9 protein-coding genes and 3 tRNA genes are annotated in these 13,935 nt (G+C 41.3%); 9 read left to right on the top strand and 3 right to left on the bottom strand.

From position 1 onward, the window contains the following. The first annotated feature begins 2 nt into the window (after positions 1 to 2). From uvrC to VUI23_RS10985, 9 genes are all read left to right on the top strand, one after another. Positions 3 to 1,829 carry an excinuclease ABC subunit UvrC gene (gene uvrC, locus VUI23_RS11025; protein ID WP_216046761.1) on the top strand — a complete coding sequence of 609 codons (1,827 nt, stop codon included), beginning with the start codon at positions 3 to 5 and terminating at the stop codon, positions 1,827 to 1,829. A gap of 45 nt (positions 1,830 to 1,874) precedes the next feature. Then, entirely contained in the window at positions 1,875 to 2,456 is a 582-nt protein-coding gene (pgsA, locus tag VUI23_RS11020) for a CDP-diacylglycerol--glycerol-3-phosphate 3-phosphatidyltransferase (RefSeq protein ID WP_342804403.1), read from the top strand. 162 nt (positions 2,457 to 2,618) lie between these two features. After that, positions 2,619 to 2,694: transfer RNA gene (locus VUI23_RS11015), tRNA-Gly, on the top strand. Positions 2,695 to 2,698: 4 nt separating this feature from the next. Further along, positions 2,699 to 2,772: transfer RNA gene (locus VUI23_RS11010), tRNA-Cys, on the top strand. 65 nt (positions 2,773 to 2,837) lie between these two features. After that, a tRNA-Leu gene (locus VUI23_RS11005) sits at positions 2,838 to 2,924 on the top strand. A gap of 536 nt (positions 2,925 to 3,460) precedes the next feature. After that, positions 3,461 to 4,357 (top strand): YihY/virulence factor BrkB family protein, encoded by an 897-nt coding sequence (locus VUI23_RS11000; RefSeq protein WP_216046674.1) that lies wholly within the window; start codon positions 3,461 to 3,463, stop codon positions 4,355 to 4,357. 566 nt (positions 4,358 to 4,923) lie between these two features. Beyond that, positions 4,924 to 8,172 (top strand): glycoside hydrolase family 15 protein, encoded by a 3,249-nt coding sequence (locus VUI23_RS10995; RefSeq protein ID WP_342804402.1) that lies wholly within the window; start codon positions 4,924 to 4,926, stop codon positions 8,170 to 8,172. Between the two features lie 129 nt (positions 8,173 to 8,301). Then, on the top strand, positions 8,302 to 8,682 hold the full coding sequence (locus VUI23_RS10990) for a VOC family protein (protein WP_216046672.1): 381 nt from the start codon (positions 8,302 to 8,304) through the stop codon (positions 8,680 to 8,682). 288 nt (positions 8,683 to 8,970) lie between these two features. Continuing rightward, on the top strand, positions 8,971 to 9,885 hold the full coding sequence (locus tag VUI23_RS10985; RefSeq protein ID WP_342804401.1) for a choice-of-anchor L domain-containing protein: 915 nt from the start codon (positions 8,971 to 8,973) through the stop codon (positions 9,883 to 9,885). 116 nt (positions 9,886 to 10,001) lie between these two features. On the opposite strand, the gene hutH is transcribed toward VUI23_RS10985, so the two are convergent. From hutH to hutC, 3 genes are read right to left on the bottom strand one after another with little or no spacing between them, the layout of a single operon-like run. Further along, positions 10,002 to 11,522 carry a histidine ammonia-lyase gene (hutH, locus tag VUI23_RS10980; RefSeq protein ID WP_342804400.1) on the bottom strand — a complete coding sequence of 507 codons (1,521 nt, stop codon included), beginning with the start codon at positions 11,520 to 11,522 and terminating at the stop codon, positions 10,002 to 10,004. Beyond that, positions 11,515 to 13,194, bottom strand: coding sequence for a urocanate hydratase (gene hutU, locus VUI23_RS10975; protein ID WP_342804399.1), 1,680 nt, complete (start codon positions 13,192 to 13,194; stop codon positions 11,515 to 11,517). The genes hutH and hutU overlap by 8 nt, the downstream gene beginning before the upstream one ends. 31 nt (positions 13,195 to 13,225) lie before the next feature. Then, positions 13,226 to 13,933 carry a histidine utilization repressor gene (hutC, locus tag VUI23_RS10970; RefSeq protein ID WP_342804398.1) on the bottom strand — a complete coding sequence of 236 codons (708 nt, stop codon included), beginning with the start codon at positions 13,931 to 13,933 and terminating at the stop codon, positions 13,226 to 13,228. Between the last annotated feature and the right edge of the window lie 2 nt (positions 13,934 to 13,935).

Raw genomic sequence — 13,935 nt, 5'->3', positions numbered from 1 at the left:
TGATGGATAAAGCAGTTCCTTTTGATCACAAAGGCTTTCTAAAAAATCTCACTTCAAAACCCGGTGTCTACCGGATGTATAATGATAAAAACGACGTTATTTATGTTGGTAAAGCGAAAAATTTAAAAAAGCGTGTATCGAGTTATTTTAGAACCAACGTCGACAGTATCAAAACACAGTCGTTGGTCAGGCAAATTGCAGACATGGATGTGACTGTTGTACACAGTGAAACGGAAGCATTCATTCTTGAAAATAACTTCATCAAGAAATATAAACCTCGATACAACGTTGTTTTACGTGATGATAAGTCTTACCCCTTTATTTTCCTCTCCGAACATAGACATCCTCGTTTAGCATTGCATCGCGGATCAAAAAAGTTAAAAGGCTCTTATTTTGGACCATACCCAAGTGCTTGGGCAGTCCGAGAAAGTCTTAGGACTATGCAAAAGCTTTTTCCGATTAGGCAGTGTGAAGACAGCTATTATCGAGCGAGAAGCCGTCCTTGTTTGCAGTATCAATTAAAACGTTGTGCAGGTCCTTGTGTGGAAGGTTTGGTGACGGACGAGGAGTACACTGAACAAATTAATCTTGCGACTATGTTTTTGAAAGGCAAAAATCAGCAAGTTATTGAAAGTCTGGTGAATAAAATGGAGCAAGCCAGTAAAGAGTTGCGTTTTGAATCTGCCGGCCGCTATCGCGATCAAATTAGTGCCTTGAATAAAGTTCAAGAGCAACAGTGGGTGAGTGGCAACGAACAAGAGATGGATGTGTTAGGTTTTGTTTATCGTAACGGAATAGCCAGTATTCAAGGCTTATTTATCCGTGACAATAAGTTGTTAGGTAGTAAAAGCTTTTTTCCAAAAGTACCTAGCCAAACGACAGAAATGGAAATCTTACAATCTTTCGTTTTACAGTTCTATTTAGCTGGCAACAAAACCATCCCCAAACAAATTGTTATGCCAATGGGGTTAGAAGATGAAGACGCGATTACAAAACTGTTAAGTGCTGAAGCTGGATACAAGGTTAAATTTTACAAAGGTGCCAGAGACGAGAAAAAACGTTATTTACAACTGGCCATCACCAACGCTGAGAACGCATTAGAAGCTAAACAGAATCAACAAAAATCTGTGTTTGCTCGTTATTTGGAGTTGGAAAAGGTATTGGAGTTCGAGCAACCGATTCAACGAATGGAATGTTTCGATATCAGCCATACATCTGGCCAGCAAACTGTTGCCTCTTGTGTAGTGTTTAATCGTGACGGACCATTTAAAACAGATTATCGTCGCTATAATATTGAAGGTATCACCCCTGGGGATGACTACGCTGCTATGGCGCAGGCATTGAGCCGACGCTATAAACAACCTACTGACGAATCTAAAATTCCAGATATCGTTTTTATTGATGGTGGTAAAGGCCAATTAGCCCAAGCAGAAGCGCATTTTGAAAATTGGAAAGCCCCTAAAAAACCATTGTTAATTGGTGTGGCTAAAGGAACGAGTCGAAAACCTGGGTTAGAGACGCTTATTCTTGCTGGGAATCATGATACTATACCCTTGTCCGCCGATTCCCCAGCACTACATTTGATTCAACATATTCGAGATGAATCCCATCGTTTTGCTATCACCGGTCACCGACAACAGCGTCAAAAAGCTAAGCGCACCTCCGTATTAGAGTCAGTTCCCGGAGTGGGTGCTAAGCGGCGACAAAGTTTATTAAAGTACATGGGGGGAATCCACGGCGTCTTGCAAGCTAGCCGAGACGAAATATCCCGAGTGCCTGGAATTAGTGAAGAGCTTGCTGATATTATTTATGAGCATCTGCATTCTTAACCAAGACTCAAATACTGGAAAATTAAGCAAAGGTTAGATAGAAGTATGTGGACAATTCCAAATATTATTACCATGTTAAGAGTCGTACTCATCCCTGTATTTGTGGTGGTGTACTATCTCGATTGGGAGTGGGCCAGACAAGCTGGAGCATTTATATTCTGGTTTGCAGCGTTAACTGATTGGTTTGATGGTTACTTAGCACGGAAATTAAAGCAGTCTTCTGCATTTGGGGCATTTTTAGACCCAGTGGCAGATAAACTGATTGTAGCTGCCGCATTGTTAATGATTACCCATAGTTATAATACTGTGTGGATCACTATTCCTGCGATTTTGTTAATGTCGAGGGAAGTGTATATTTCAGCGCTGCGCGAATGGATGGGGCAACATGGTAAAAGTGACATCGTTGCGGTTTCATTTATAGGTAAAGCAAAAACCATGGCGCAAATGCTTGCGTTGATCGGTTTATTGTCTGAAATGGATTATTTCATGGGATTTCCCATCTATTGGGTGAAACTGGGTTACGTATTATTATATATTTCTGCGGTGTTGTCGGCTTGGTCGATGGTTTCTTATACAGTCGCAGCTTGGAAAAGCTTAACCAGTAATGAGCAATCTAGTTTAAAATAAACACGGTTTGCTCGAAATTGATGCGTTTAAGTCATTTTTCGTGCAAACAGTACAAAATCATCATTTTTGTTGTTGACAGTTATCTCTTTGAATGTAAAATGCACGCCATCATTTAGCGAGAGCCAAATGTAATTAACTGAAAAGATTTAGAAGCAGTTAAATGCGGGAATAGCTCAGTTGGTAGAGCACGACCTTGCCAAGGTCGGGGTCGCGAGTTCGAGTCTCGTTTCCCGCTCCAAATTGGCGGAATGGCAGAATGGCTATGCAGCGGATTGCAAATCCGTGGATCTCGGTTCGACTCCGGGTTCCGCCTCCATAACGCCTCCTCATTTAGTATGAGGCTTGGAAAACCCTCTCACAGGTTATGTGAGTTCATCCGATGCCCGGGTGGTGAAATTGGTAGACACAAGGGATTTAAAATCCCTCGATCGTAAGATCGTGCCGGTTCAAGTCCGGCCCCGGGCACCATTCTCTTTTTAGAGAATTCAGCAATACTTCTTCATTTATTTCATACTTCAATATGCGCGGACTTTAACAGTCGCTGTGTATTAAAATTTCCAGTTCAACAGTTAGCCATATCAGTTGGTTTTGTCGGTGGTGGCTTTAGCCCCGCGATTGTTAATTGATGTCCATGGCCTAAAGGCCATGCTATGGTTTTTGTATGCGGTTGCTTTAACCTCGTGATTGTTAATTGATGCCCATGGCCTAAAGGCCATGCTACGGTTTTTGTATGCGGTTGCTTTAACCTCGTGATTGTTAATTGATGCCCATGGCCTAAAGGCCATGCTACGGTTTTTATATGCGGTGGCTTTAGCCCCGTGATTGTTAATTGATGTTTATGGCCTGAAAGCCTTGCTACGGTTTTTGTAGGTGGTAGCTTTAGCCCCGCGATTGTTAATTGATTAGATCAGGGATGTGTTTTACTCTGCTTTCTTTTATTTCAGACGTAACGATAACTGAATAACCTGTTATCTGTTCGACCTCATTAATGGAGTAGGATTACGATGCACTTTGTGCACTATTGGAAAAATATTTTACGGGATACAGGTAAGCTGTGGTTGGATGAAAATGCCTTCAGTTATGCTGGGGCTCTAGCTTTTTACACACTGTTTTCGTTAGCGCCTATTGTCATTATTGCAGTCACTGTGATTGGCCTAGTTTTAGGGGAAGACGCCGCTCAAGGGCAAATAGTCGCTCAGTTTGCTGACATCATGGGCAAAGAGGCTGCTGCTGTAGTTGAACGTGCGGTAAGCCAATCTCGAATAGAAGCTTCAGGAATATTACCAACTTTACTGGGGGTTGGAGCATTGATGTTAGGTGCAACCACGGTATTTGGTCAAATGCAGTATTCTCTAAATTCAATATGGGGGGTAACCGCGAGTCCTGATCGCAACGGTTTGTTTTTGCTAGCCAAAAAACGATTATTTTCATTAATGGTGGTGCTATCAATCGGTTTTGTATTGCTTGTGTCTTTGCTACTTGGTGTAGCTTTGCGAGCCGTGCTTAATTACACCGCTGAGTTTCTACCATTCGTTGAAATGTTACTCGGAAGCGCTGAGTTTATCGTTTCATTGGCGATGATCGCACTGTTGTTTGCGACTATTTTTAAAGTACTGCCAGATGTCAAACTCAGTTGGAAAGATGTTATGGCGGGTGCTCTGGTCACCGCGATATTGTTTTCATTAGGCCGTTATGGGATTGCAGCTTATCTGGCTTATACCGCAACCGCGTCTGCCTATGGTGCGGCTGGTTCAGTGGTGATAATTTTACTTTGGGTTTATTATTCGTCGCTAATCTTGCTATTCGGGGCTGCATTTACCCGTGTTCATTTGGAGGCTAGAGGCAAATCTATAGTGCCGCGTAATACTGCAGTACGAATCGATAAACGAATAATGTCGTAGGTTTTCTGTTTCGTGTAAGCGCAGGAGGAGAGGGCACAGACAGTCGGATTAGGCGGTACAAACAGAACGCCTAAAAATCATATGTACAACGAAACCTTCAAATGGTGTTTTCACAGCGGTTCCCAAGACGGATAAAACCATCTTTTTAGATCTTAAGATGTAATGAGTTGTATAAGTTTAATGCACACAATGTGTGCATTAAACTATTGATAGCGGTTTATCTGAGCCTTATTATATGCTTTACTTAATCGATTTAGTTTGAATTAAGCATGCAAATGACTAACTTAAGCGTAGGCAAATTAGGTTATTTGAAGTTTTGCGCTTAATTGAATTGAAACTTGTATGCTAAATAACTTGTGCAGCTATGATTGGCGTGAACCTTGCTCGCTAACTTTATATTAAGCTAAGTACTGTTATGGCCCTAAGTAGTAAAACAAGTAGTTAAAGACGTAACTCATTTTTGAAATCACGGTGGTAATTTATCGATCGTACTAAAAGCATAATGTGATTAACTTTTTCAAGATGCACATTTTCAGCATCTCTTTTCCACAGTGATAGGAACGACTATGCAAGACATTAACTTAAGAATCAGCCTAGATAAATATTATCAGCAAATTAAGGCGGTCATAATTGACAAACAGCACCCTATATCGGGGTTATTGCCGGCTAGTACTGCGATAACAAATCATGGTAATTATCAAGATGCGTGGGTAAGGGATAATGTTTACAGTATTTTAGCGGTTTGGGGACTAGCGTTAGCATATCGCCAATTGGATGATGATGGAGGGCGTGGATTTGAGCTTCAACAGCGCACGGTAAAATTAATGCGTGGTTTGTTACGGTCAATGATGAGTCAGTCAGCTAAAGTCGAAGCCTTCAAAAAAAGCCGTAGTCCAGATGATTCCCTGCATGCAAAATATGATACCGCGACCGGCGACAATGTAGTGGCAGACCATGAATGGGGACATTTGCAAATTGATGCGACCTCTGTATTTTTGCTGACACTAACGCAAATGATCGCATCTGGATTAGAGTTAATTTGGAGCGATGAAGAAGTTGATTTCATTCAGAACTTGGTGTTCTACATTGAACGCGCTTATCGCACACCAGATTTTGGTATTTGGGAGCGTGGGGCTAAATCTAACAGCGGACATGTTGAGCTAAACGCAAGTTCGTTAGGCATGGCCAAAGCCGCGTTGGAAGCATTATCAGGATTTAATTTATTTGGCGCTAAGGGCTCACAAAATTCTGTTATTCACGTTGTACCGGATAATATCGCTCAAGCCAATATTACGCTAAGTGCTATGTTGCCAAGGGAGTCCATTACCAAAGAAATAGATGCAGCTTTGTTGAGTGTTGTCGGCTTTCCGGCGTTTGCGGTTCCAAATCAAACGCTTTCGGATAAGGTACGGAACGATATCATTGGTAAACTTGAAGGTAGATATGGGTTAAAACGTTTCCTACGTGACGGCCACCAAACCGTGTTAGAAGATGAAGGTCGTCTTCACTATGAAGAACAAGAGCTAAAACAATTTGAAAACATTGAGTCAGAGTGGCCTTTGTTTTATGCCTATTTGTATTTAGACGCCATTTTTAGAGATGACAGAGAGCAAGTGGAGCATTATCGAAATCGTTTAGACTCGGTGATGGTTGAGCAAGAAGGTCATCTACTGCTTCCCGAATTGTATTATGTGCCTTTAGAATCCATTGATAAAGAGCGAGAAACTCCACATTCGCAAGATCGTTTGCCAAACGAGAACGTGCCTCTTGTTTGGGCTCAGAGTTTATTCTTATTAGGCGCGATGTTGGAAGATGGACTGTTACGTCCGGGTGACTTAGATCCGATCGGACGTCGACATGTTAAACCTGTCAAACAACCAGTTGTTCAACTAGTATTTTTGGCTGAAGACGAAGCACTGCAATCTGAATTGGCAGGCAGTGGACTAATGACAGAAACGATCAGCGATATTTCACCGGTTAAGGTTTGTCGACCAGAAGACATTGCAACTATGTATTCGCAAGTCGGTGCGAATCAGTCGTTAGGATTAACTGGGCGCTCTTTTAGGATCCCCAAAAGTTTAACCACAAGCCGAGTGTATGTATTAGGCAAATCACGTTTTGTTTGCTTAACCCCATCTTTTATTCAACAAGCGTTCTTTTTAAGCTATGACATCGATTTTATGGTTCGACGCTTCAAAAGTGAGTTGAGTTATTTGCATCGAAATTGGACGGAAACAGGCAGACCTACCGTGACCGTTATGTTAACTCGTCAAATGTTAGATGCTGACAGAACTTCCTTTTTCGAACTGATAAAAAAGATTGATTCCGGTTACGTAGACGGTATTCCTGTGAAAATGGGCAAAATGGCGCAACTCACTCCTACAGCGGCAATTGAGCGTTTTGATGATTTGAATGGCTATGCGTTACCAAATGAAATATCCATTAGTGTTACGCCATTTAGAACTACATTAATCTCTAGCGGCTCCAATGCACCTTTAACACAAAGTGAAGAAGTTGAAATCTCCTTTATCACTGATACGCAATTGCTAGCAGATAGATTGGCCGCCTCAGATAATTTATTTGAACAAGTCGAAATTTTATCGGTATTGGTAAAACTTCAAGGGTTGGATTCAACCATTACCTACAGTGATACCTGTTATCGATTAACAGACGCGCTTGAAGAGGTTTATAGTGAAGCAGGGCGCTTACGGCTTTGGTCTGTTTTGCGCCATGCAGCAGGCTTATTAGAAAAAGTAGATGGTGATCTTGGCTTAGTGGTAAGCGCAATCCTGGTTGCTCAGAAAAACATTCAAGTTGGGCGTTCTTATACCGACGAATCGCTTATATCTAGGCCTTTAACTGATGACGAGTTATTAGCAAAAATTCATCATTATTGCCGTGATGATGTGCGCGACCAAATTTTAACCCAAGAAGTGTTGTTATGCCTTGGATTGTTAATTAAAGCACGTCCCGAATTATTCAGAGAATTAATGACGATCCGTGTCAGTCACCTAATTATATTGCTTACCAGCCAAATTGCGCGTTCACAGAAGTTAGCTACCGATGAAGCGTACGAAAGTTTGATGGCCATGGCACCGTCGGTCATTCAGGAACGCTTGGAAGCGGTATTAGAAGATTATCAATCACTCTCTGATTTACCGCAAAAAATGGAAAAATTGCATGCTAAAGGTATTTCCGAAAAACTAAACTGGCAGCAAAACTTAGGGCTTGAACAACTTTCTACGCCCAAAGATGGCTGGTTAGTGTGGCGACAACATCAGGGGATTATTGACCGTCGTTCTGCATCTTTCAATCAACAGATTTGGCAAATTTTACACCATACGCCAGGGCTAGTGATTGGTAATAAGATGGACCGCAGGAATCGCATTGATAGCGGTATTGTATTGAGTGATATGACTCCTGGAGAAACAGCCTTTGCGCTGATAACAGAACACCTGTTGAATAATATTCATGCCGCAGAATATCGCCAATTAACCATTGAATCATTAAATGCAATGGCAAGCTTTTTTGAACAAAATTCAAGTTTGAAAATCGATGAGCCGATTATTGTTGATGCTACTATCGGTCACGCTGTCAAACTAGCTTATATCGACAAATATCCCGATAGAGTAGATAGTTATACCGATTATAAGAGTCAGGCATGGGATTATTTTTACACTCTATCACCACAAAAAACCACAGCATTTATTGTGTCTGCTCTGAGTATGTTATTAACGGTTCGCTCTAGTGCGAATGAACAGTTTGAACCACAACAGGATGACAAAAAGAAGGTCAATTCTGAAGCAGACGAATAAAATACGTTTAACAATGACTAAGTTTAAATAAAAACGTATAGCGCAAATTAAAGCTGAGATTACGAATAGATTATTGGTGTTTTTCACGGTAATCTATTCGTTCAGAAAATGATTTAACGGAGTAAAGTTATGTTTAGTCACATTATGTTAGGTGCAAATAGCATAGAAGAGTCGAAAGCGTTTTATGATGCTACTTTCGCTGAGTTAGGTTGCAAACCTGGTGTCATTGACCCTAAAGGTCGCTGTTTTTATATAACTGATACTGGTATTTTCGCAATTACTAAACCAATTAATGGTGAGCCTGCAAGTCATGGTAATGGCAGTACTATTGGTTTTTCAGTAGATAGTCCAGAACAAGGAAATGCTTGGCATGCTGCTGGTTTGGCAAATGGTGGTACTGACTGTGAAGATCCTCCTGGGATCCGCAAATCTCCTTCAGGTGACATGTATTTAGCTTATTTGAAAGATCCAGCAGGAAATAAACTCTGTGCTTTGAAGCGCATGGGCTAAGCGTTACATTATTTATATTTATGTCTGCCGAATAAGGCAGGCATAAATTGTTAACTTGTAATCTTTTTCTTATACCTCTTATTCAGTTTTTTCTGTCACAATTTTCTGTCAAATAAATTTACACATCCACTCCTTTAAGCAACCTGCTTGTTTTTATGTTTTTGTTTTTACAAAGATAAATATTTTGGCCTATGTTATGCTTGCTCATAAAATGAACAAAACTCAAGGAGTAGAGGTATCATTGGGTTTTAAGATAAAACATGTTTACATTTGATAAGGATTAATCTAATGAAAATAAAAAACCTTGGCATTTCGCTATTCTTCGTCTCCTCTTTTAGTGCTAACGCAGGATTGTTAGGACTGGATTTAATTGAAACTGGCGATGACGCTATCTCTGACATTACCAGTTCTTTGGTTGTTTCCGGTGGTGGTGTAAGTGTAATTGCAGGTAGTGAAACCTTTGTAGGGGCAATTGGTGATGGTTTCAGCAGTAACTCTGCCCAGTCTGGTATTTTTTCCGGTGTTAATATTACTGATGGCTCTTCAACTGTCAGTATGGGAGAAGGTGCAGTATTAACCAGTGGTACAGCGAACATACCTAGTCTTAACACAGAAACAAGTTTTGACCCTTTCACTCCAGGAACCGGAGGTGATGCAGACTTAACCGCAATTTTGAATGATGCGGGTGCGCCATCATCAATAACCAATGATGTCAATTATATAGAATTTGATTTCATGTTGGGCGCAGGTTTTAACGCTATATCTCTAGATTTCATATTCGGTAGTGATGAATTCCCAGATCAGGGAGTCACTGATGTGTTCGGTGTATTTGTAGATGGAACCAACTATGCGTTTTTTCCAGATTCAAGTTTAGTGTCGTTTGTTGAAGGAGCTAATGCGAGTAACTTCTTGGATAATACAACAGGATTATTCGATATAGAGTATGATGGATTTAGTCAGAACTTAAATCTAATCGGTCTGGTTGATGAAAGTTTAACTCAGCATACCATTAAAATTGCTATCGCTGATACGTCAGACAGCGTTTATGACAGTGGCGTATTCTTAAGTAACTTAACTGGTATTTATACTGACAACGACGGTGGAGTGAATAATCCACCGACTACCAACGTCGATGAACCTCTAGGCGTTTTTTTATTGCTCAGTGGACTAGGTTTAATGATGCGGTTGAGACGTCGTAGCTAAGTGTATTTGTGAGAATATAAGAGACCAAGTTTAACTTGGTCTTTTTTTTGTCTGTAATCTCACTTTTGCAGTTGAAGCTTATATCATCCCAATGTGCCTAAATTAATGTTGCCTTTTTACAGCAGTTTTAATTGGACGAGATCTGAAAGTGCGTGACTGCGAATGAGAGTTTTTGCATTCTCAATATCAGGTGAAAAATATCTATCTTTATCGTAAAAAGGTACTTTTGAACGCAGTAAACGCTTAACTTTTTCGAGTTGAGTACTGGATGTCAAAGGCGCTCTAAAGTCCACGCCTTGGCTTGCTGCAAGCCACTCAATGGCTAATATTCCCGCCACATTATCATAGATATCTCTTAATCGACGGGCAGCAAAAGTAGCCATGGATACATGATCTTCTTGATTTGCAGAGGTTGGCAGTGAATCTATAGACGCCGGATGAGCATAGGTTTTATTTTCGCTAGCTAGCGCTGCACAGGTGACTTGGGCGATCATAAAGCCGGAATTGACCCCGCCATTTTCAACTAAAAATGGGGGTAAACCGCTAAGATTATTGTCGATCAGTAATGCCATTCTGCGTTCTGCCAAAGATCCTATTTCACACAATGCAATGGCTAACATATCAGCGGTCATAGCAACCGTTTCAGCATGAAAATTGCCGCCAGATAAAATATCTCCGCTATCTGCAAACACCAGTGGGTTGTCTGATACGCCATTCGCTTCAACAAGCAGGGTTTGCGCGGCAAATCGTATTTGCGCTAAACAGGCACCCATTACTTGAGGCTGACAGCGCAAAGAGTAGGGGTCTTGTACTTTGTTACAGCCTTGGTGGGAATTGCCTATAGTGGAAGATGCCAATAGTTGTCTATAAGCCGCTGCGATATCCGTTTGCGCTTGATGTCCACGGACAACATGAATACGTTCGTCAAAAGGCACTCTCGAGCCCAACGCGGCTTCCACGCTTAAACTGCCGATTGCAATGGCACTGTTTAATGCGTTTTCGGCATAAAACAAACCTTGCAGGGCAAAAGCGGTTGACGCTTGTGTTCCGTTTAACAGCGCAAGCCCTTCTTTTGGTGCCAATGCAATCTTCGATAACTTGGCGATTTTTAATGCCTTTTTAGCTGGGTATTTTTGACCTTGAAAAAAGGCTTCACCTTCACCAAGCAGCACTGCACTCATATGTGCTAATGGTGCTAAATCGCCAGACGCTCCAACTGATCCTTTTTCTGGAATGGCTGGATAAACTTGCGCATTAAATAGAGTGATAAGGGCATTAATGACACTTAATCGAATACCTGAAAATCCCCTTGCTAATGAGTTAATTTTTAGAAACATCATTAACCGAACGGTATTATCAGGCATGAAGTTACCTGTACCAGCAGCGTGGGATAAGACAATACTGCGTTGTAATGCCTCTAATTCATGTTGCGGAATTTTGGTGTTTGCAAGTAAGCCGAATCCAGTATTAATACCGTAAACTGTTTTGCCTTTTTCGATGGTATTTAACACTGTTTCTTCAGCGGCATTAATGCCTTCAATGGCAGACTCATGTAACTCCAATGGAACATGCTTGCGATGAATCTTAGCTAATTGTTCAAGACTAACCTGACCTGGTTTTAAGATGATTTTAGCCATGGTTAGCCTCTTCTATCATAGGCAAATCTAAGCCTTTTTGTTTTGCACATTGAATTGCAATATCATAACCGGCATCAGCATGGCGCATGACTCCTGTGGCTGGATCATTAAGCAATACTCTTGCTATGCGCTCATCTGCCTCGGATGTTCCGTCACAGACTATGACTACCCCAGAATGCTGGCTAAATCCCATACCAACGCCGCCGCCATGATGCAAACTTACCCAAGTCGCGCCACTAGCCGTGTTTAACATTGCATTCAATAGGGGCCAATCTGATACTGCGTCTGAACCGTCTAACATACTCTCTGTTTCACGGTTAGGGGATGCGACAGAACCAGAGTCCAAATGATCTCGGCCAATTACAATGGGAGCGGAAAGTTCACCTGAGCGAACCATTTGATTAAAAGCTAGACCAAGTTTTTGTCGTTGTCCTAAACCTACCCAACAAATTCTAGCGGGCAGACCTTGAAATTGAATTCGCTGTTTGGCCATATCTAACCAATTATGTAGGTGAGGATCATCACTGATCAGTTCTTTTACTTTGGTGTCAGTTTTATAAATATCCTCAGGATCACCAGAGAGTGCGACCCACCGAAATGGACCTATACCTTGGCAAAATAGTGGTCGAATATAAGCGGGCACAAAACCTGGGAAATCAAATGCATTATCAACTCCCGTTTCAAATGCCATTTGACGAATATTGTTACCATAATCTAGCGTTGCTGCTCCCTTAGCTTGTAAGCGTAACATTGCGTTGACTTGTACCGCCATTGACTTTTTAGCAGCTAGAACTACTCTATTTTCATCTTTTTTACGTATTTTAGCAGCTTGATCAAGTGTCCAGCCCTGTGGAAGGTAACCGTTTAGAGGATCATGGGCACTGGTTTGATCGGTGACTACATCGGGAATATTGTCTGATTCAGCAATTTCACTAAATACGTCAGCGGCATTTCCCAATAATCCTATTGAGATGGCTTCACCATTTTGTTTCGCTTGCTGAAGTAATGCTAAGCCATGATTCAAATTTTTGGCTTTTTTGTCTAGGTATCCGGTTTTTAAGCGGAAATCTATGCGGCTTTCATCAACGTCTACCGCTAACATTGAAAAGCCTGCCATAGTCGCCGCTAAAGGTTGAGCTCCACCCATTCCTCCTAAACCACCGGTTAAAATCCATTTGCCTGCTGCTTGTCCATTAAAGTGTGCCTTGGCGATACTTACAAATGTTTCATAGGTTCCTTGAACTATGCCTTGTGAACCTATGTAAATCCAAGAACCAGCAGTCATTTGCCCGTACATCATTAGACCTTGTTTATCTAACTCATTGAAATGTTCCCAAGTCGCCCAGTGAGGTACTAAATTTGAGTTGGCGATGAGTACTCTAGGGGCATTTTTATGGGTCGGAAACACGCCTACAGGTTTACCACTTTGCACCAATAGAGTTTCGTCATCGTTAAGCCGTTTTAGCACTTCTACGATTTTATCAAAACACGGCCAGTTTCGTGCTGCGCGACCAATGCCGCCATATACTACTAACTCATGAGGATGTTCTGCGACCTCAGGATCTAAGTTGTTCATTAACATCCGCATTGGTGCTTCAGTTAACCAACTTTTAGCGGTTATATTGCTGCCTGTTGGCGCTTTTACTATGCGTTTGGAGTAACGTTTGTTCATGCTTGAATGTCTCTCAATTAGAGGACTCTTGTTAAAGAGCCTGAAAGTCTAGGTGGCCACCCAATCGATATCGATTGCCTGGATGGTAAAGGCTGGCAAAACTCACTATGCCTTTAGCTGAAAAGGTACGACGTGAAATCAATAAACAAGGTTGTTCTATAGCAACAGATAGTGCCGCTGCAATGTCTGGTGTAGGTAATAAAGCTTCTATTACATGGTCTGCTTCGGTTAGTGGGGCAACCTGATTAAGATAGCGATTAGCCGTTGTATTGTTAAAATCCTGCTCGATGTAATCTTGTGCATAATGAGGATTTACTAAACGGTCTTCTAATTGAATAGGCGTATCGTTTTCTAGGTGAATTATTTTAGTATTGTAAACAAGAGACCCGACAGCCATCCCTAACAAATTTGCTTGATGTGTATTGGCAAATATTTTTTGTTGGCATATCACCTGATTCGAATAACTATGACCCCGTTTTAAAACTTCGTCATCAATACTATTAATTTCTAACATTGAACTCATAGGTCGCTGATCATTCACAAAGGTTCCTAAACCTTGCGAACGTAATAAGATCCCTTCGTTAACTAAATCTGTCAGCGCTCTTCGTGCCGTCATCCGGCTAACACTAAATTGCTCAGCTAGTTTATTTTCAGAAGGAACCTTATCCCCATGCTGCATTGTGCCATTGGCTATTTGTGCCAATAGATGGGATTTTATTTTGACAAAATGTGAGGCCATTA

The sequence above is a fragment of the Alteromonas sp. M12 genome (assembly GCF_037478005.1).
Classification (GTDB): domain Bacteria; phylum Pseudomonadota; class Gammaproteobacteria; order Enterobacterales; family Alteromonadaceae; genus Aliiglaciecola; species Aliiglaciecola lipolytica_A.
Note: the sequence above shows the minus strand (reverse complement) of the source record. Positions and strands in the feature narration are given on the sequence as shown.